Origin of the sequence: Halomonas sp. ISL-56, assembly GCF_018612805.1 — a bacterium.
In the GTDB taxonomy this organism is placed as follows: Bacteria; Pseudomonadota; Gammaproteobacteria; order Pseudomonadales; family Halomonadaceae; genus Vreelandella.
In genome coordinates this window covers 25,600-43,375 of record NZ_JAGGRO010000020.1, presented here as the reverse complement: position 1 = coordinate 43,375, position 17,776 = coordinate 25,600, and the positions used below count along the sequence as shown (strand labels likewise).

General features: G+C 53.8%; 20 protein-coding genes. 8 read left to right on the top strand and 12 right to left on the bottom strand.

Annotated features, from left to right (window positions below; all coding sequences use genetic code 11):
• Positions 1 to 9: 9 nt before the first annotated feature.
• The 5 genes from J7J49_RS17280 to J7J49_RS17260 form a co-directional block, all read right to left on the bottom strand.
• Positions 10 to 864 carry a rhomboid family intramembrane serine protease gene (locus J7J49_RS17280; protein WP_064233249.1) on the bottom strand — a complete coding sequence of 285 codons (855 nt, stop codon included), beginning with the start codon at positions 862 to 864 and terminating at the stop codon, positions 10 to 12.
• A gap of 255 nt (positions 865 to 1,119) precedes the next feature.
• The gene (locus J7J49_RS17275) at positions 1,120 to 2,106 is read right to left on the bottom strand and encodes a metallophosphoesterase (protein ID WP_215094365.1); all 987 of its coding nucleotides are present in this window, start codon (positions 2,104 to 2,106) and stop codon (positions 1,120 to 1,122) included.
• A gap of 2 nt (positions 2,107 to 2,108) precedes the next feature.
• Positions 2,109 to 3,053 (bottom strand): NAD(+) kinase, encoded by a 945-nt coding sequence (locus J7J49_RS17270; RefSeq protein WP_064233247.1) that lies wholly within the window; start codon positions 3,051 to 3,053, stop codon positions 2,109 to 2,111.
• A gap of 63 nt (positions 3,054 to 3,116) precedes the next feature.
• On the bottom strand, positions 3,117 to 3,986 hold the full coding sequence (locus tag J7J49_RS17265) for a carboxylate/amino acid/amine transporter (protein ID WP_215094363.1): 870 nt from the start codon (positions 3,984 to 3,986) through the stop codon (positions 3,117 to 3,119).
• An 88-nt stretch (positions 3,987 to 4,074) separates the two neighbouring features.
• Positions 4,075 to 4,620 carry a YqaE/Pmp3 family membrane protein gene (locus J7J49_RS17260; protein ID WP_215094361.1) on the bottom strand — a complete coding sequence of 182 codons (546 nt, stop codon included), beginning with the start codon at positions 4,618 to 4,620 and terminating at the stop codon, positions 4,075 to 4,077.
• Between the two features lie 254 nt (positions 4,621 to 4,874).
• On the opposite strand from J7J49_RS17260, the gene J7J49_RS17255 reads away from it, so the two are divergent.
• The 5 genes from J7J49_RS17255 (at position 4,875) to putA (ending at position 12,427) form a co-directional block, all read left to right on the top strand.
• Positions 4,875 to 5,282, top strand: coding sequence for a CBS domain-containing protein (locus J7J49_RS17255; protein WP_064233563.1), 408 nt, complete (start codon positions 4,875 to 4,877; stop codon positions 5,280 to 5,282).
• Between the two features lie 261 nt (positions 5,283 to 5,543).
• A complete protein-coding gene (locus J7J49_RS17250; RefSeq protein ID WP_215094359.1) occupies positions 5,544 to 5,903 on the top strand; it encodes a hypothetical protein in 360 nt (119 codons plus the stop codon).
• 36 nt (positions 5,904 to 5,939) lie between these two features.
• Entirely contained in the window at positions 5,940 to 6,773 is an 834-nt protein-coding gene (locus tag J7J49_RS17245; RefSeq protein ID WP_064233243.1) for an AraC family transcriptional regulator, read from the top strand.
• 371 nt (positions 6,774 to 7,144) lie between these two features.
• A complete protein-coding gene (gene putP, locus J7J49_RS17240; protein WP_064233242.1) occupies positions 7,145 to 8,638 on the top strand; it encodes a sodium/proline symporter PutP in 1,494 nt (497 codons plus the stop codon).
• A 132-nt stretch (positions 8,639 to 8,770) separates the two neighbouring features.
• Positions 8,771 to 12,427, top strand: a complete 3,657-nt coding sequence (gene putA, locus J7J49_RS17235; RefSeq protein WP_215094357.1) for a bifunctional proline dehydrogenase/L-glutamate gamma-semialdehyde dehydrogenase PutA — start codon at positions 8,771 to 8,773, stop codon at positions 12,425 to 12,427.
• 173 nt (positions 12,428 to 12,600) lie between these two features.
• Here putA and J7J49_RS17230 read toward each other — a convergent pair whose 3' ends face one another.
• The 6 genes from J7J49_RS17230 to J7J49_RS17205 form a co-directional block, all read right to left on the bottom strand.
• Positions 12,601 to 12,864 carry a Txe/YoeB family addiction module toxin gene (locus tag J7J49_RS17230; protein WP_215094355.1) on the bottom strand — a complete coding sequence of 88 codons (264 nt, stop codon included), beginning with the start codon at positions 12,862 to 12,864 and terminating at the stop codon, positions 12,601 to 12,603.
• Positions 12,861 to 13,103, bottom strand: a complete 243-nt coding sequence (locus J7J49_RS17225; protein WP_215094353.1) for a type II toxin-antitoxin system Phd/YefM family antitoxin — start codon at positions 13,101 to 13,103, stop codon at positions 12,861 to 12,863. Before J7J49_RS17225 ends, J7J49_RS17230 begins: the two co-directional genes overlap by 4 nt.
• 118 nt (positions 13,104 to 13,221) lie before the next feature.
• Complete coding sequence (locus tag J7J49_RS17220) at positions 13,222 to 13,758, bottom strand: PDDEXK-like family protein (protein WP_215094351.1); 537 nt, start codon at positions 13,756 to 13,758, stop codon at positions 13,222 to 13,224.
• A 51-nt stretch (positions 13,759 to 13,809) separates the two neighbouring features.
• Complete coding sequence (locus tag J7J49_RS17215; protein ID WP_215094349.1) at positions 13,810 to 14,136, bottom strand: DUF7709 family protein; 327 nt, start codon at positions 14,134 to 14,136, stop codon at positions 13,810 to 13,812.
• 103 nt (positions 14,137 to 14,239) lie between these two features.
• A complete protein-coding gene (locus J7J49_RS17210; RefSeq protein ID WP_215094347.1) occupies positions 14,240 to 14,680 on the bottom strand; it encodes a GNAT family N-acetyltransferase in 441 nt (146 codons plus the stop codon).
• Between the two features lie 66 nt (positions 14,681 to 14,746).
• Complete coding sequence (locus J7J49_RS17205; RefSeq protein WP_215094345.1) at positions 14,747 to 15,265, bottom strand: AAA family ATPase; 519 nt, start codon at positions 15,263 to 15,265, stop codon at positions 14,747 to 14,749.
• A 150-nt stretch (positions 15,266 to 15,415) separates the two neighbouring features.
• Here J7J49_RS17205 and J7J49_RS17200 point away from each other — a divergent pair, with 150 nt between their 5' ends.
• A complete protein-coding gene (locus J7J49_RS17200) occupies positions 15,416 to 15,661 on the top strand; it encodes a type II toxin-antitoxin system CcdA family antitoxin (RefSeq protein WP_144812960.1) in 246 nt (81 codons plus the stop codon).
• Positions 15,661 to 15,978: a CcdB family protein gene (locus J7J49_RS17195; RefSeq protein ID WP_215094343.1), complete on the top strand. Its 318-nt coding sequence runs from the start codon at positions 15,661 to 15,663 to the stop codon at positions 15,976 to 15,978. Before J7J49_RS17200 ends, J7J49_RS17195 begins: the two co-directional genes overlap by 1 nt.
• Positions 15,979 to 16,047: 69 nt before the next feature.
• On the opposite strand, the gene J7J49_RS22820 is transcribed toward J7J49_RS17195, so the two are convergent.
• Positions 16,048 to 16,461 carry a bifunctional diaminohydroxyphosphoribosylaminopyrimidine deaminase/5-amino-6-(5-phosphoribosylamino)uracil reductase RibD gene (locus tag J7J49_RS22820; RefSeq protein WP_353048395.1) on the bottom strand — a complete coding sequence of 138 codons (414 nt, stop codon included), beginning with the start codon at positions 16,459 to 16,461 and terminating at the stop codon, positions 16,048 to 16,050.
• A 570-nt stretch (positions 16,462 to 17,031) separates the two neighbouring features.
• Here J7J49_RS22820 and J7J49_RS17185 point away from each other — a divergent pair.
• Positions 17,032 to 17,658: an OmpW/AlkL family protein gene (locus J7J49_RS17185; RefSeq protein WP_215094339.1), complete on the top strand. Its 627-nt coding sequence runs from the start codon at positions 17,032 to 17,034 to the stop codon at positions 17,656 to 17,658.
• The last annotated feature ends 118 nt before the right edge of the window (positions 17,659 to 17,776 follow it).

Below are 17,776 nucleotides of genomic sequence, written 5' to 3'. Positions count from 1 at the left end.
GCAGGCCTCTTAGCGGTTTTTCAAACGGCGGGATGAATAATACCAGCCTGTGACCAGCCCCACGAGTAGACCGCCCAAATGTGCTTCATTAGCGACATTGCCAAAGCCGACGCTGCCCGCCATATCGGTCATAGTGAACACCATCCAACCGAGCATAAACACCACCAGCATTTGCGGTACAAAGAAGCCACTTTGAGGAACCCGGCGTGACATCAACCAAACGTGGGCCAGTAAGGCATAAACCACCCCTGACATGCCGCCAAATAGCACGGTGCCGGTCGCGTACTGCGCCACATTCGCGCCAATGCCCGCTACGATAAGCAGCAGTAGCATGGTGCGACTGCCCTGTAGCGCTTCAATCTGGCGCCCGAAATACCACACCCACATTAGGTTGAATATTAAGTGCATCCAGCCAAAGTGCAGAAAAGCAGGCGATAGCAAGCGCCATACTTGGCCTGAGGAGAGCGTTTGCGACAGATTACCGAATACCAGTTCGCCACCAGAAATACCTATCGGCACAATGGTTAAAGAGACAATCAACTGGTCGCCAAAAAGTCCTATTAGTGCAAAAACCACTAGGCTAATCGCTACTATCAGCCCCGTCACCGGCACTTGGCAAAGCAACACCACCAGAGTGGCGATGTTATATGACCGCTTAGCAGGCTGTTGAAGCACTAATGGTTCCCCACGCAACCAATTTTCTACCAAGGCGCGGAGCTCATTGTATTGGCGAGGGTCGGCGATCCAAAGCACTCTGCGGCCAGAGTACTCACCGGTAATGCGATGACCAATGCGGTAACGCCAAAGCGCCTGGCGAAGTTCACTCGTATCCGCGTGATCGGGCAGAAGCATCACTGGATGCATAACATCCCTCTAATCAAGGCGCTGACGGCATGTTGACCGCAGCGAGTAGCTATTGAACATAGCGACTGAATTTGCCGCACGGCTGCCAACATACAGGCGAAAAAAAACCGGCGGTGGGAACCGCCGGAGAATAAAAGCAAGGGATCATTCAAGGGAACACTTACTCTGATAGCCGACGGCAGGGTTAGTTCAGCCATTTTGAAAAAAATATGTAATTTTATGTAACAAAATGAAGCGTTTGTTAATCGGCAAAGGTTAATCAAAGTCGATTTCCCAGGGTTTGGGCAACGCCCGCTCTTCTTTTGGCACCTTAATCCAGACAAAATGATCCGCATTTAAGACCGTCTCACCACTCCAGCGATAAGCCACTAAACGCCCATATTTGACGGCACTATAATCCAGACAGGCGATATTATTCGTCGGCAGTGCCGGTATGCCTTCACACCAGTAGTGGCCGATAAACAGCGGCGGCTGTTCTGGCCCGTAATAGCTAAGCTTCTGGCGCTCTTCATGGGTCAATTCACGAGTCTCAAGATTACCGGGCAGGTTATCCGGCTGGAAGACCACATCACCCCACTGCTGAGGAGCCTGAGCCCAAAAATGGGCACGAAAGCTTTTCCGCGTAAAGCCATCACCAGAGTGTATCGCAATACCCGCAGGCAGCGAGACATGCGGCCCCCGGGTGAGACGATCCAAGATTCGAAACGCCTGGGTGGTGGGGTCGGTGGACTCAATCAGAAACTGTGTATCCATGCAGCCGTCTGGGCGGCGCTGTTTAAGCTCCTCAATCAGCGCCTCATCCCAACAGGCATGCACCACGCGGATACCATCTATTTCTAAACACAGTGGGATGGTTTTAAACCACGCCAAAGTGTCTTCCCACTCGTTGGTATAGTCGCGATACTGCTCTAGGGTGTCTTGAATAATACGATTATGCCGCGGCGTATGCTCGCGCAACCAGCGTTTGTGGCTCCCAGCGGGACCAGGGTGGGTATAAGCCAGGGCGTTATATTCGTGATTGCCCATGACAATATACGCCTCGCCTTGCTCGACCATTCGTCGGGCAATGGTGACCGCCAGGCGAATCCTTGGGCCGCGATCAATCAGATCGCCCAGAAATATCACTTTGCGACGGGGGTGGCGATACACGCCGTTGCGCTGATGGTAACCCAGCTTTTCCAGCAGTGAGGCCAGCGTGGCGCCGCAGCCGTGAACATCCCCAATAAGGTCGTAGCCCTCCATACTCAATCCCCCAGCCGATTGCTCCAGCCTAATTTGCTGCGCAGCACTTCATAGAAATTATGGCCGATGGGGTGCACCAGTTGGACACGCTCAGGCTTGCGGGTAATCACCAACACATCGTTGGGTTTGGCTACCGCTCGGGTCTGTCCATCGCAGCTGATGTGCGGATAAGATTGATTGGTTTCGCCAATATGAATGCGTATCTCGCTGGCGGCATCAATCACAATGGGGCGGCTCGACAGGGTATGCGGGAACATTGGCACCAGCGTCACCACATCAAGCTTGGGGTGCATAATCGGCCCGCCACCAGAAAGCGCATAGGCCGTAGAGCCGGTGGGGGTAGCGACAATCAAGCCATCGCTGCGCTGGCTGTACACAAACTGCCCATCAATAAACAGTTCGAACTCAATCATGCGCACCGCTTTACCGGGGTGCAGTACGACTTCGTTAAGTGCATCACCATTACCCACAGCAACGCCATTACGATAAAGTACGGTATCGAGTAAAAAACGCTGCTCAACCTCAAACTCCCCCGCCAGCACTTCGCCAACGCGGGTTTCCAACTCATCAGGGGAGATATCGGTGAGAAACCCCAAACGGCCACGGTTAACGCCTAAAATCAGCGTACCGCTTCGACATAAAGCACGTGCTGCACCCAGCAAGCTGCCATCTCCTCCCACCACAATCACCAAGTCACAAAGCTCACCCAGCATGCGGCGACTTGCTTCCGGTTGGCCGTGGTGTGGCAAGGCGGTGGCGGTACGGTCTTCTACCAACACCGAGTAATCATGGGCAGTCAGGTAGGTCATTAGCCGCTGAAGGGAATCGACCACTTTGTCGCTCCCCAGCCGACCAATCAGCCCAATCGTTTTAAAGGGCCTGCTTGATTGATCGTTGGAGGGCGACACAGTCCCTGACTTAGCGCTTGCTGATAAGGTGTTGCTCATGGGCCGACTCTCGCTAACGTAAGCCGCCATTATGGAGACACCTCTGCTATCGGGCAAATAGGCTTAACTAACGACCACTTGACGGCGCTGGCACCACCAATGGTTGAGCCATAGGGAGGCTGCCATGATCAGCGCACCCAGCAACAAACGCGGAATATCCGCCTCGCGGTTCCAAATGACCAAGTTGACGATCAACCCAGCCGGTACCAACGCATTGTTCATAATCGCTAGGGTGCCCGCATCCACTTTGGTAGCGCCCTGGTTCCAGGCGAAATAACCCACGCCAGAGGCCACTAAGCCTAGCCAAGCCAGCACGCCCCACTGGAGTGACGTGGTCGGTAGCGCGGCGCTGTTGCCAAACAGCAAATAGGCGGGCAAAGCCACCACCATCGCGCCAATAAAAAACCAGCCAAAAACGTTATGCCATGCCAGGGTCGGTGGTAAATCAGCGGCTAGGCGACGATAGCCTACTTGGCCAAGCGCGAAGCAGAGGTTTGCCCCCTGTACGACTAAAAAGCCTGCCCAGAATCCGCTATCAACGCCGTCGTAGCGAATAACACCCGCCCCGATGACGGCGAGCAGCGCAGTGACGATATAGATCGGCGTAAAGCGCCCAAACAGCAGATCATCCAGGAGTGCGATATAAATAGGCGTAAAGATGGTGAACAGCAGGACTTCAGGTACTGACAGCAGTAAAAAAGATTGGTAGAAGAAGGTGTACATTACCCCCAGTTGGATAGCGCCTAAACCCATGAGCGCCAGCCGCTGTTTACCCCGCAGCAGGCTGGGGCGTAAAAACGGCAAGAACACCAGCGTGGCAAGCGCTACCCGCAGGAGCACCGCAAAGTAGCTGTCGACCTGGCCCGCTAGATAAACCCCTATCAGCGAAAAGGAGAAGGCCCACAGGGCCGTGACGCCGATCAGATAACCCATCGTAAACCTCAATCCATTATTTAGTTTACGCGAATTATACGCACTTGGATGAGGCTGCCAAGCGGTAAACGTCTATGAACGTCGTTAGTTAACGCCGCTGCAACCACCAACATGCATATACAACGCCGGGCAGCCAGCCCGCTAGCGTGAGCAGCACGGCTAAGCCTACCCGTTTGCTGCCTCCCAGGGTTAAACCCACCGTCAGCGGTGGCAGAAATATCGCCAGCGCATAATAGGCAAGCTTTAACGCGCCAGGCTCCGACCCAGTTTGCTCTGTTTGTGGCCCAGGGACCGCTTTGGGTGGTTCAACCTGGGCAGGCGCAGGTTCAGCTTTTGGGGGCGGCGTGAAGTGCTCCACAGTGCTGGCAGCAGGCTCTGCTGCAGCCTTCGCGGCCCGCTCCTGGGCAAGCCGATGAGCTTCTTTATCAATTTTCTGCTCCAGGGTTTCAGCCCCGTCAGCAAGGTCATCGTGGTGACGCTCCCAATCTTCCCAATCATGAGGCGTCCCCGATTTTGGCCGTTGGTGCCCGGAACCCCGCGCACGCTCCCAAGCTTTCTCTTCCAAGGTGTTCGGCCGGTCAGGGTCTCGGTCAAGCCCCACCCCTTTGCGATTTAAGTACTCACGTGCATCCATGGGTGGCTCCTTTATGCGTTAATTTGCGGGTCATTTAAGTGGTTAGAAAATTAACGGCTTAGAAAATTCATTATCTACAGCGTTGAATAAAGACGGCTTGCAGGTAAAACACAACGGTTTAAATCACCTACAGTTAAAGAGTCGTTGCTACTTTAGCACCTAGACTGATCAGATCGCTTTGCTTGCGATGCCCTGCTTGCCATGGCGATGAACAAGATGAACAAGATGAACAAGATGAGCAAGGAGTGTCCATGATGAATAGAGCAACCCCCAACATCGTTCGCGATATCATGTCCCGCGATTGCTACCGTGTCTCACCCAACGCGTCGGTTACCACCCTGGCTAAAGGGCTGGCACTGCACCGCCTACCCGGCGCGCCGGTCGTGGATGATGCTGATCGTTTAATCGGCTTTATTTCAGAGCAGGATGTCATGGGCCGTGTGCTGGACAGTATTTACCATGATGACGAAGCACCTTTGGTAAAAGAAATGATGCGTCACGAAGTGCTCAGCGTCTCCCCCAATAAAAGCATCACCGACCTGGCCCAGGAGATGCTTGGCTCAAAACCTAAAGTCTATCCGGTGGTTGAGCAGCAGCGGCTGGTAGGCATCGTGACACGACGTGATATCCTGATAGCGCTATTAGCTATACGCCGCCATTAGCAGGGTTATTAAACGGGTAAGCAATCGATAGAAAAATCTATAGCCAAAAAAAACCGCTACTCAGTGAGTAGCGGAAGCAAGGGATCAAAACAATAGAGCCAGAACAACAACTTTAGCGACTGCTATCGCGATGTTGCCTGTACATACTCAGACACGCGATGAAGGAAAAGTTCGCAAAAAAGTAAAAATTTCGACCCAATCGGCGTCAAGCGTATAATTTAGGAGCAATTTTTTAATTAATGATGCCTGGGAGCACCGCGAATGGCGCTGTATCTATTGGTGTTTGGGGTGTGCTTGTTGGTGATTGGTGCGGTAATGCTGGTGCTAATGACCTCAAGCACCCCCCGCTACCGCACTGAACCCAAGGACTTACTGGCGTTGTTTGATAAAGCGCTCAACAGCCAAGTAAGCGAAACTGAGTGGAATGCGATGATCGGCTACCCAATTCGACACAATGAGTACCTGGACGGCATTAGACGCCGTGCCGCGCACTTAATGGAACAGCACGGACGACGCTGGATGGTTGCTCAAGGCAAACCGTTACTCAATCAAGAAGGGCAGGCAGAACTTCAGGCCCTACGCGACCACTTATCCGCCCACACAGCCCTCCGCGAGCAGTAGCGGTTCAGCAGACCTATTGCGATAAAGGAGTCCTGCATGCCTAGCACCATCCGACAAATTCCGTTAGCCAGCGCAACGCAGCACCATACCCATGATTTTCATCAGATTGTGATTACCCTATGCGGCTCTTCAGAATTTGAAATTGAAGGCTTAGGTGGAAGGGTTAATGCCTTTTCGGGCTGTATCGTGCCCGCAAATCACGAACACTACTACTCGGGTTACGGGCACAATCGGCAATTAATTTTCGATCTCCCCGAAGACGCCCCCGCGCTCACCGGTGAGAACCGCGAACTGGTAGCACTGTTTGATGCGCCGCGTTTTTTTGGCCTGGATAATGCGCTGCAACACTATTTAGCGTTTATGCAAAGCGAACTTGCTCAAGGGTTTGATACCTCGACTGATTCCTTTCAGCAAGACCGCTTGGCCGCCACGCTGCTGGGCTCCCTTAAAGCGCGCCTGGGGTCAACCGCTAACACTGCACAGCAGCGCCTGGATTTGACGCGCATTAACCGCTTTATTCGGCAGCATCTCGCTGAAGACCTGCGCGTGGCCGATTTAGCACGGCTCGCCTGTTTAAGCGAAGCACATTTTTCCGACTGCTTTCGTGCCCAAACCGGGCTTTCGCCCTGGCAGTATGTCAAACGCCAACGTCTAAATGCAGCACGCCAACTGATCCTACAAAGCCGCCTCCCTCTTACTGATATTGCCATTCAAACTGGCTTTGCCAATCAAAGCGCGCTCTCCCATGCATTTCGCCGCAGCTACGGTTTGTCGCCGCGCAAACTGCGTCAAGCGGAGGTGCCACCGGTCGCCATTAACCCGTCAAACGCTGCTTTAGGGCCACTAGCAGGCCAGCAGAAACTCTACTAAAGTCGTACAACAGCCCTTCTTGCCGCGGAATTGACACGTTTTGCCCTGAAATCAACATACACCAAAGGGAGCAGCACTCTACATTCGCTTATTTGCGTATGTCGCTAGACGATGAGTGAGCCACTCATCAATATCAACAACCTGAACGCCTGAACAGGAAACTAACGTATGGTCGACAATAATATAGGGATCACTGCTTACAAAGGTACCAACAAGCCCTCTGACTCGATTCTTGGCAGATGCTCGTTAGGCCTTTTGACGTGAATAAACAACAGGGTTAATAAAAACAACGCGGTTTACTACCGGACTCTACCCGGTGACCGCACTAATAGGTCGGACCTAGTTCCTTCCTGACGAACTGGAGAAGTTACATGGCTATTGGTGTTTGGATCAGTCTCATAGCGTACTTTGCGCTCATGGTTGGCATCGGTATTTATGCGATGCGCAAATCCACCTCTTCCTCTGAAGATTACATGCTGGGTGGTCGTACCCTCAGTCCAAAAGTGGCGGCTCTATCGGCCGGTGCGTCAGACATGAGCGGCTGGTTGCTGCTGGGCTTGCCCGGGGCAATGTTCGTCTCTGGCTTGGGTTCCGCCTGGATCGGCATTGGTTTGCTCGTAGGGGCTTTATTTAACTGGATTCTGGTTGCTCCGCGCCTGCGTGAACAGACTGTTCACTATGGCAATGCGATCACCATTCCAGCGTTCCTGGCAAACCGCTTTCCCACCCGATCCATGTCACTGCGCACAGTGTCTGCCATCGTTATCGTGATCTTTTTCGCAGTCTATACCGCGTCAGGCCTAGTGGCAGGGGGCAAGCTGTTTGAAAGCGCGTTTTCCGGCATTTATAACTTCGGCGATATGAGCAACTACGCCATGGGCGTTATGATCACGCTGGGTGTAGTGCTTATTTATACGGTGGTTGGCGGCTTCCTGGCTGTCAGCATGACCGACTTCGTGCAGGGTTGCATCATGATGCTGGCACTGGTGATCATGCCAGCAGTTGTGCTATTTGGCGAAGGTGGCGGCGGCTTGTCACAGGCCACTCAGACCCTGAATGAAGTCGATCCCACCCTGCTTTCCTGGACGTCGGGGCTGACCTTTATCGGGTGGCTGTCTGCCGTGACCTGGGGCCTGGGTTATTTTGGCCAACCGCACATCATTGTGCGCTTCATGGCGATTCGTACACTCAAGGATGTGCCGATTGCCCGCAACATTGGCATGGGTTGGATGCTGATTTCTTTGATCGGTGCCGTTTCTTTAGGCATCTTCGGACGGGCTTACGCCATCCGTAATGGGCTAGATGTTCAAGATCCGGAAACGATCTTTATTATCCTGGCAGACCTGCTGTTCCATCCGCTGATTACCGGTTTCCTATACGCAGCGCTGCTTGCTGCGGTTATGAGCACCGTTTCCAGCCAGCTTCTGGTGGCGTCTTCGTCACTGACCGAAGACTTCTACCGCCTGTTCCTACACAAAAACGCAACTGAAGCGCAGTGTGTGGCCGTAGGCCGTGTCTGTGTAGTACTGGTGGGCATTGTGGCAGCGATTATTGCCTCTGACGAAAACTCCCAGGTGCTGGGGCTGGTTAGTAACGCCTGGGCAGGCTTCGGCGCCGCGTTTGGCCCGTTGATTATCCTGTCGTTAATGTGGTCACGCACCAACGGCAATGGCGCCATCGCAGGCATGATCGTAGGTGCTGTCACCGTTATGGTCTGGATCTCACTGGGCTGGAACGGTGAATTCCTGGGTGGCCCTGGTGTCTACGAAATTATTCCTGGCTTCATCGCTTCCTTCATCGCCATCCTGGTGGTGAGCAACGCGACAGCCGATGCCGGTGAATACCAGCATATCGATCGCAAGTAAGCGCCCAGGCGTACCGAGAGGGCTCCCGCGGGAGCCCTCTTTAGGTTGGCTATTTTGTTTGCTGTAAAAGTATGACTACATCCTAACCGACGCAGCAACGCCTGAGTGTCGGCTAGCAAGGAGAGACCCTGTATGAACGATCATCTGCATAGCGACGTGAGTGATCTACGCTCGCGCATTCGCAGCCACTACGACGCCAATGAGGCAGATGTGCTGCACGGGCTTGTCGAGCGTATCAAGCTGTCGGAGGATGACCGCAAGAAAGTCGCTGCCGTGGGCGCCAAGTACGTAGAGCGTGTGCGCAAGGAAAGGTCGCCTTCGATGATGGAAGCGTTCCTGGCCGAGTACGGGCTCTCGACCACCGAGGGCGTCGGCCTGATGTGTTTGGCAGAAGCGCTGTTGCGAGTGCCCGATGCCGAAACCATTGACGACCTGATCCACGACAAGATCGAGCCCTCCGACTGGGGCGCGCACCTGGGCAAATCTTCGTCATCCATGGTCAATGCCTCGACCTGGGCGCTGCTGCTAACCGGCAAGGTGTTGGAAGAAGATCCGAAAGGCCCGACGCGGGCGCTGCGGGGCCTGGTACGTCGCATGGGCGAGCCGGTAGTGCGTAAAGCGGTTGGTCAGTCGATGAAGATTCTTGGCCGCCAGTTTGTGCTCGGCCAAACCATCGAAGAGGGCATGAAGAATGCCCGTGAGCTCGAGAAACAGGGCTACACCTACTCCTACGATATGCTGGGCGAAGCGGCGCGCACCGACGAAGATGCCGTGCGTTATCATGAAGCGTATGCCAAGGCGATTACCGCCATCGCCGAGCAGGCCAAAGGCGACGTACGCGGGAGCCCCGGTATTTCGGTGAAGCTCTCGGCGCTACACCCGCGCTATGAATACACCCACCGTGACACGGTAATGGCGGAACTTCTGCCCCGCGCCAAAGCGTTGGTGCAGCAGGCAGCCAAGGCCAATATCGGTTTCAATATCGACGCCGAAGAGCAAGACCGGCTGGATCTGTCCCTCGACGTGATCGAAGCGCTGATGGCCGACCCCAGCCTCGATGGCTGGGATGGTTTTGGGGTGGTCGTGCAGGCCTACGGGCGCCGCGCTGCGCCAGTGATTGAGACACTCTACGAACTGGCCGAGCGATACAACCGCAAGATTATGGTACGCCTGGTAAAAGGCGCTTATTGGGATACCGAGATCAAGCTGTCCCAGGAAATGGGTGTGAAAACATTTCCGGTTTTCACCCGCAAGGTCAATACCGACGTCAGCTACATGGCCTGCGCCCAGATGCTGCTCGATCGTCGCGATCGCATCTATCCCCAGTTCGCCACCCACAACGCCCACACCTGCGCTGCCGTAGCCGAGATGGCGGGTGACGACAAGGATAGCTACGAGTTCCAGCGCCTGCACGGCATGGGCGAATCGCTACACCATATTGTTAAAGAGACAGAAGGCACCCACTGCCGTATTTACGCCCCGGTTGGCGCTCACCGCGACCTGCTCGCCTATCTGGTTCGCCGCCTGCTGGAGAACGGGGCAAACTCCTCCTTTGTTAATCAAGTGGTGGATAGCTCAATTCCGGCAAGCGACGTCTCAAAAGATCCCATCGAAGGCTTTAAGCAGCTCGGCAACGACGTCTCAAGCCCGTTGATCCGCCAGCCCGGCGAGTTGTTTGAGCCTGATCGCAAGAACTCCAAGGGCTACCGCATCAACGAACCAGCCTCGATCCTGCCGCTGCTTAATGCCCGCGAAGCGTTTGCCGACGCCACATGGATCGCAGGCCCGATGCTGGTAGGCAACCCCGCTCCCCAGGGCCCGGCGCGCGATGCCCTCTCCCCCGCCGACGGTTCGCGGGTAATCGGCAAGGTGCATGAAGCCACCCCGGAAGAGGTCGCCACTGCTCTCGACGCCGCTGAGCAAGGCTTCAAAGAGTGGTCTGCACGCCCGGTGGCCGAGCGCGCAGCAGTACTGCGCCGCACCGCCGATCTTTACGAGGAGCACATCGCCGAGCTAACCGTGATCACCACCCGCGAAGCGGGCAAAATGATGTTCGACGGTATCGCTGAAGTGCGCGAAGCAGTGGATTTTCTGCGCTACTACGCCAACGAAGGCGAGCGGCTGGAGGCCGAAGAACCCGGCAGCGCCCGCGGTATCTTCGTCTGCATTAGCCCGTGGAACTTCCCGCTGGCGATTACCACCGGCCAGATCGCTGCCGCCCTGGTGGCTGGTAACGCGGTGCTCGCCAAGCCTGCCGAGCAAACGCCGCTGATCGCTGCACGCGCCGTCGAGCTGATGCGCGAAGCTGGCCTGCCGGAAGCGGCCCTGCAGCTGTTGCCGGGCGACGGCCCAACGGTAGGCGGCCCGCTGACCAGCGACCCACGCATTGCAGGTGTTTGCTTTACCGGCTCAACTCCGGTGGCGCAGATCATCCACAAGGCGCTGGCCGAGAACGCGGGGCCTGATGCCGTGTTGATCGCCGAAACCGGTGGACTCAACTCCATGATCGTCGACTCCACGGCGCTCACCGAGCAGGCAGTTCGCGATATCCTGATCTCCTCCTTCCAGTCGGCCGGTCAGCGCTGTTCCGCGCTGCGCATGCTGTATGTCCAGGAAGAAGCCCGCGACCGGTTGCTCAATATGCTCTACGGGGCCATGGATGCACTCACCATTGGTGACCCCTGGAATACCGATACCGACGTATCACCGGTAATTGACGCCGACGCCCAGACCGAGATCAACGACTATGTGGCGGCACACGAGAAGAACGGCAAGGTGCTGAAGAAATTGGGTGCACCAGAAACCGGCACCTTCGTCACCCCGGCAGTCGTAGAAGTCGGCGGTATTGAGGATCTCGAACGTGAAATCTTTGGCCCTGTGCTACACGTGGCTACCTTTAAGGCGCGTGATATCGACAAGGTGGTCGACGATATCAATGGCAAAGGCTACGGGCTGACCTTCGGCCTGCATACCCGCATTGATGACCGGGTGCAGCAGATCGTTGAGCGCATTCATGTCGGCAACGTCTACGTCAACCGTAATCAAATCGGCGCCATCGTTGGCTCCCAGCCGTTCGGCGGCGAGGGCCTCTCAGGCACCGGGCCCAAGGCCGGTGGCCCGCTCTACGTAACGCGATTCCGCCGCACCGCAGACGCGGAGCACGTTGAGGCGCCAGAAGGAACAGCCGTATCACTTGACGATCTCCAGTCGGCCCTTGATGGGCTGGATGCCCGTAACTGGGCGGTACGACCCAATCGCATCGAAGTGCTGCGTAAGGCGCTTTCTGGCAAAAACGGCGTGATCCGCAAGGCGCTTGCCGAAGCGGCAGCGCTGGACATGACGCCGCAGACCCTGCCGGGGCCAACGGGTGAGAGCAACCGCCTGGCGATGTACCCGAAGGGCGTGGTGCTGTGTCTAGGGCCAACCCTGGATATCGCCATTGCCCAGGCCGCACAGGCCCTCGGTGCAGGCTGCGGGGCTCTCGTAGTCGCCCCAGGTGCCGAGCAGGCTATGAAACCGCTGATCGATGCAGGGGCACCAGTAGCCGGACTCGATGGCAGCGTTTCAGCCGAGACGCTGAGCGAGGTTAAAGGCATCGCAGCGGTCGCTGCCGCTGGCGACAGCGACTGGACACGTGAGCTGCGTATTGCGCTTGCAAAGCGCGACGGCGCCATCATACCGCTTGAGACCCAAACCATCTCGCCGGATCGTTACGTGGTGGAACGACATTTGTGCATCGACACGACTGCGGCGGGTGGTAACGCCAGTCTGTTGGCAACGGCTGAATAGGTCGGCGCTTAATTGTCGTCAAGGAGGTGAGTGGCTAGTTGATGCCGCTCGCCCTCCTGCCACATTAAGCAAACACTGATCTTTGTCTCAGCGATCAATCATTAGCCACTACTCGTTAGTGGCTTTTTTGTATCTGGCAGCCGGGATTTTTGACAACACCGGCTGGTGATACATTATTCGTAGTGGCTCCAGAGCCTGAGAACTTTCACCACTCGCTCGTCCTCAAGCACTTGGTAGACCAAACGATGCTGGATATTAATCCGGCGTGAATAGGCGCCAGCAAGATCACCAATGAGCTTCTCAAACGGGGGCGACCTACGGTAGGGATCTTCTGCAATCAGTACCAGCACATCCTGGGCGTTTGACTTGAGGCCGCTGGAGGCCAGTTTCTTCGCATCTTTTTGGGCTTGTTTGGTGTAAAACAACTTCCATGTCACCAGTCCAGCTCCTCATCGCATTCATCTACGGAGGTATTAATCCCTTCACGAATAGACTCCCTCATACCTGGCACAGAGAGCAGGTAAAGTGTTTCCTGAATCGCCGACCAGTCTTCTTCGGACACCAAGACGGCTTTGTTCCGCTTGCCCATGATGACGATGGGCTGGTGGGACTCAGCAGTTTCGTCGATCAACCGATAAAGGTTGCTGCGCGCCTCTATTGCAGTGATTCCGTTCATGACGCACCTCTTGCGTGTTCAACTTTCCACCAAATGTACGTCTTTTGGCACGTACGTCAAGACGAACGCTTTGTGTGACACCGTAAGAATACGTCTTTCAAGTATAAGGCCTTGATACTCATTGAGCCTTTTCTACTAGATTCGTGTCAGCAGCCTTGTAACATGTTGTTCCAAATAAGGCCTCATAGACCTCATCGATAGAACTGAAATTTTTGAACCAACCTTTTGGCAAAACCTTTATATTGGGCCGTTCGGCTTTAAACCCGCCCTGGTTGCCCTTGGTATGTTTTGCAACCTTAAGCCCGTCAAGGCTAGGTAATTTCTCGCCTGGAAGGGAGCCAAAGAAAAGGAATGGCCCCAGCTCCAAGGTTTCTTCGTTGATGTAAATCCAAATAACACACCCGGAAGGCTTTTCAGAAAGCCTCGTATGCACTTTTTGGCTAGCCGTTTTGCCCCCAGCATATGAAGCTTTAAGCTGTATATGCCTTATAACTCCATTATCTTCCGCTATTAGATCGTAGCCAGCGTTATCAACTTCTGGACTTGCCACCTCTAGCGTGCAGCCAAATCCCTTCCAGGAAAGCTTTAGCAGTTCGCCAATGAAAAGGTGCTCAATTAGCTTTTCTCGAAAAGACGAGTGTTCACTATGGTTCAACGCCTTCTCTCCATGTAACGCCGCAATCCGGCGCTTGTCGCGTGCATTGCTTTAACCTCTTGCTCCTGACAAATAGTTTTTTGCTAGCTCGCCCACGAAGCGACGACCAGGATTGGAGCCGTTTATCCAATCGTCAGGAGCGAATAGCTCAAACAGCCCTACTTTGATCAGTGTCGGCACCGCCAGCTCAAGCTCTTTCTCTACTTGCCCGCGCTCGCCTGAGTTGTAAAGCTTAATGTTGTGGAGCATGGTTGCAACCGTGCCTGTCTGTACCTTGCTACCGTCTTTGAGTTGAACAGAAGGAAGAACCTGACCTTCTGAAACAATTTTTTGATTGGCCTCCGCCAACTGGGCTGAATTTTCAATACTATTGCTCATTGCAATTACTCCTCTTTAAAGCAGCTAAAGACTGCCATCAGCGTTGGCAAAACCCGCACTAAATGGGCTGTTTCAGACAGCAACAAGCTTATTAACGTTTGGGCTAAAGCTCTTTGTCATAGATGAGCAGCTTTTTGCCTTTATGTTCGCCTTGCCCACAGTTCTTATACCCCAATTTCTCATATATATGGCGTCCTCGACTGTTGTACTCAAAGACATCCAACCAAACACGCTGCCGTTGCAACACGGAAAGACAAAACTGTTCCATCTCAGCGATTGCTGACTGACCAACTCCCCGACTCTTGGCACGGATTACTATGCGGCGAAACTCGACGCTGACCATATCCAGATCGAGAACTAGAATCATGAACCCCACCAACTCATCTGCATCCAGAATGCGGAGATAAACGAAACTGGGGGCCAACATATTCTGGGCATGCTCGACTTCCGTATAGGGCAGGATGTACTGCTTCGTATCCTCTGCCTGCTCCATAGCCGCAAATAAGTACGCGTCCGGAATTGATGCTGGTTCAATGTTTGCCATGACACTTCCCGAGGCTCTACCACCGAAGCTCAGTTGCCGATCGAAGCGCGGCAGCGCTTTGGACGGTCAACTGAAGTAGTTAGTTAGGCCTTTACGCCTTAAATATTCTATTTGCTCAGATACTGACTTAGCCCCTTCTAGCTTTATGACGGGACATGAGCGTTGTTCTAGCCATGACCGGTGCCTGGCGAGACTTCTTCCCGGCGCAGTGCCTTGATCATACTGTGCCGCCCATTCCGGGAAGTCGGCATCTGCTACGCCAAAAAGATAGATCTCTCTTTCCCGTAGCCTCTTCAAACGGATATGGGCTTCCACATAAAGAAAGATAATCACATCAAAAGCATCCTCAATCTGCTCGCCCCATTTCATCACAGATCCTGAGACAATTGCGTTCGGATAGTTTTCCAGGCTCGACATGATCAGCCTACGCCTTTCATCTACGAGTCTTTTCTTCGTGAACGGCGGATTGGTTTCTAGCCAATAGAAGTCATCGGCCTCCAAGAAGGAGGCATTCAGCTCCTTGGCGAGAGCCTTGCCGAGTGTGCTTGTTCCAGAGCCTGCTGCCCCGGTAATAAGAATATGCATCGTGGAGACCTACCGCTTTACTCACCGGAAAATTGAGAGCGTAGCGAGTAATTTTTCCGCGTGCAGCAATTTGTTAAATGCTCTCTTGAATGCGCACTCTAGTGCGCATAATCTATAATAATATTGGTCACCACTCTGTGGAGGGAAAAAATGCCAGAACTTTACGATACAGCCGCACCCAGAAAGGCAGCAAACCTGTCTGTGAACAGTGACCTACTCAACAAGACCCGCGCTCTGAACATTAACCTTTCAGCCACCCTTGAGCGGGCGCTGAAGGAAGAGCTTGCGAAACGGGAGGCCGCTCAATGGGTCGAAGAAAACCGCAGTGCGATCAAGAACTATAACGAATTCGTTGAGCAACATGGATGCTTTGGCGACGAATTCCGGGAGTTTTGATGGCACAATTCGACGTTTACCCTAACCCAAGTAAAACCAGCAAAGCGCACTATCCTTACCTGATAGACATTCAAAGCGCCCTTCTGACCGACTTGACCACTCGTATCGTTATCCCTTTGGCAAGACGCTCTGCTTTTGGCGAACAGGCCATGCGGGGCCTCACGCCAGAGATAACGTTCAACGATCAGACGTTGCTCTTGCTCACTCCGCAGATTTCCTCGGTGCCAGAAAAGCACCTAAAGAATCCCGTCGGCACCCTCTCGCACTTCAGAGATCGCATTATTGCCGCACTGGATCTCGCGGTCACTGGCATTTAACATCCCAAGCAGGGGCATATTTTGCGTTTTGAGCGCAGCGAAGCAAAATATGTCTACTGCCTTGGATTATTAAGTGTTTAGCGCAAGGTACGCGCCTAGGTCGTTTTGCACTTCCTCGGCTAGCAATCCGACCGAAACTTTTACACCGGCGGCTTTTAGAATGCGAATTCCGGCGCCATTATTTCTTGGGTCAGGATCTATGATGCCCACGAATACGGACTTGATACCACTTCTTGCCAGAGCTCTAGCACAGGAAGGGGTTCGCCCTTGGAATGAGCATGGTTCAAGTGTGACAAAGGCGGAGACATCCTTCAGGCCATCTTTCAAGTCAGCCAACGCCATGGCTTCCGCATGATGCTCTCCAGGTCGGCCGGTATGCCCCCTGCTAACGATCATGCCGTCATAGACTAAGACACACCCGACGGGCGGATTATTACCACAAATGCCTCTTGCTTTTCGGCCTTCGGTCAAGCCCTCTCTCATAAAATATTCGGGGTTCAATGTACTCGCTCTATCATGACGCGTAACAGTTTATTCATGCGTATGCGCATTTGTCCGTGAAACGCAGTCCAAAAAAAACCTACAATATATTAATAGAAATGAAAACCATCCCTTTCCATTTAAAAACTCGCTATAAAAATGCGCATGCTCACAATCATTCCTACCCCTCTTTTGCATTGCCTATAAACACGGGCAGTTTTTTACAAACAACTGTTTAAATTGATTTTTATAAAAATATTCCGAAATATTTGAGCGTGTATCTTGCTGAGCGTTCCAGAAAAACACGCACCAAAAACTAAAAATACTTCGTGAGATTGTGCATAAATCAGCCCACGGGGATAACCCAAATAACCAGCAGCCCACTCCTGAATTCGACCTCCCTTGGCACCACCCTTCCCACAATAACGCTTGTCTAACAACCCTTGCCCTAGATCAATAATCCACTCCCTGGGTCTCGTTACACTGGCTCCATCGTTAAACGGCTATCGAATGGCCGCCCAGCTTTGCATTTAGTCGTTTGAAACTTTCTGTTTTAACACCAGGAGTGAACCCATGCGTAAAGCCGCCCTGCCTACCTTACTTGTATCTACTGTTGCTGCTGCGGCATTGATGACCAGCAGCCAAGCATTCGCCTACGGCGCTGGCGATTTCTTCACCCGCGTTGGCGTTGCCAAAATCGCTCCCACCAGCGACAACGGTTCTCTGGCCAACGGTGCGCTATCCGTGGATGTACAGGATGAAACCAATTTCGCGTTCACCCTGGGCTATCGCTTTCACGATAAAGTCGGCGTAGAACTTCTTGCGGCGCTGCCGTTTGAACACGATATTCATTTGAACGGCGCTAATATCGCCTCGACCAAGCACTTACCACCTACCCTAACGCTGCAGTACTACCCACTGGGCGGCACTCAGTCACGCGTACAGCCCTATGTCGGCGCGGGTGTTAACTACACCTTCTTCTCCGATGAAGAGCTGACGATTGGTGATTTAGAGCTGGATGACTCCTGGGGCGCGGCGGGTCAAGTAGGTGTTGATCTACTTATTGATGACCACTGGGCGCTGAACGCCGCGGCCTGGTATATCGACATCGATACCGATGCCAGCGTTAACGGTGCGGCAGCAGGTACCGTTGAGATCGATCCTCTCGTGGTCATGGCCGGGCTGAGTTACCGCTTCTAAGCCGTCGGTAAAATCGCCTCTTTAAAAGTTATCCCCAAAAGCCTGCCTTTCTGGCAGGCTTTTCGTTGCTATTACTCTACGTACCCTACCTCCAACGATTTCCTATCAGCGCTTCCCT

Excerpts from the sequence above, each read along its gene's own strand:
- J7J49_RS17250 (WP_215094359.1), top strand. The coding sequence starts at position 5,544 with ATGGCGCTGTATCTATTGGTGTTTGGGGTGTGCTTGTTGGTGATTGGT.
- J7J49_RS17200 (WP_144812960.1), top strand. The coding sequence starts at position 15,416 with ATGCCAGAACTTTACGATACAGCCGCACCCAGAAAGGCAGCAAACCTG.
- J7J49_RS17210 (WP_215094347.1), bottom strand. The coding sequence starts at position 14,680 with ATGGCAAACATTGAACCAGCATCAATTCCGGACGCGTACTTATTTGCG.
- J7J49_RS17275 (WP_215094365.1), bottom strand. The coding sequence starts at position 2,106 with ATGGAGGGCTACGACCTTATTGGGGATGTTCACGGCTGCGGCGCCACG.
- putA (WP_215094357.1), top strand. The coding sequence starts at position 8,771 with ATGAACGATCATCTGCATAGCGACGTGAGTGATCTACGCTCGCGCATT.
- J7J49_RS17225 (WP_215094353.1), bottom strand. The coding sequence starts at position 13,103 with ATGAACGGAATCACTGCAATAGAGGCGCGCAGCAACCTTTATCGGTTG.
- J7J49_RS17185 (WP_215094339.1), top strand. The coding sequence starts at position 17,032 with ATGCGTAAAGCCGCCCTGCCTACCTTACTTGTATCTACTGTTGCTGCT.
- J7J49_RS17265 (WP_215094363.1), bottom strand. The coding sequence starts at position 3,986 with ATGGGTTATCTGATCGGCGTCACGGCCCTGTGGGCCTTCTCCTTTTCG.
- J7J49_RS17195 (WP_215094343.1), top strand. The coding sequence starts at position 15,661 with ATGGCACAATTCGACGTTTACCCTAACCCAAGTAAAACCAGCAAAGCG.
- J7J49_RS17255 (WP_064233563.1), top strand. The coding sequence starts at position 4,875 with ATGAATAGAGCAACCCCCAACATCGTTCGCGATATCATGTCCCGCGAT.
- J7J49_RS17270 (WP_064233247.1), bottom strand. The coding sequence starts at position 3,053 with ATGAGCAACACCTTATCAGCAAGCGCTAAGTCAGGGACTGTGTCGCCC.
- J7J49_RS17205 (WP_215094345.1), bottom strand. The coding sequence starts at position 15,265 with ATGCATATTCTTATTACCGGGGCAGCAGGCTCTGGAACAAGCACACTC.
- J7J49_RS17260 (WP_215094361.1), bottom strand. The coding sequence starts at position 4,620 with ATGGATGCACGTGAGTACTTAAATCGCAAAGGGGTGGGGCTTGACCGA.
- J7J49_RS17245 (WP_064233243.1), top strand. The coding sequence starts at position 5,940 with ATGCCTAGCACCATCCGACAAATTCCGTTAGCCAGCGCAACGCAGCAC.
- J7J49_RS17280 (WP_064233249.1), bottom strand. The coding sequence starts at position 864 with ATGCATCCAGTGATGCTTCTGCCCGATCACGCGGATACGAGTGAACTT.
- J7J49_RS17215 (WP_215094349.1), bottom strand. The coding sequence starts at position 14,136 with ATGAGCAATAGTATTGAAAATTCAGCCCAGTTGGCGGAGGCCAATCAA.
- J7J49_RS22820 (WP_353048395.1), bottom strand. The coding sequence starts at position 16,461 with ATGAGAGAGGGCTTGACCGAAGGCCGAAAAGCAAGAGGCATTTGTGGT.
- putP (WP_064233242.1), top strand. The coding sequence starts at position 7,145 with ATGGCTATTGGTGTTTGGATCAGTCTCATAGCGTACTTTGCGCTCATG.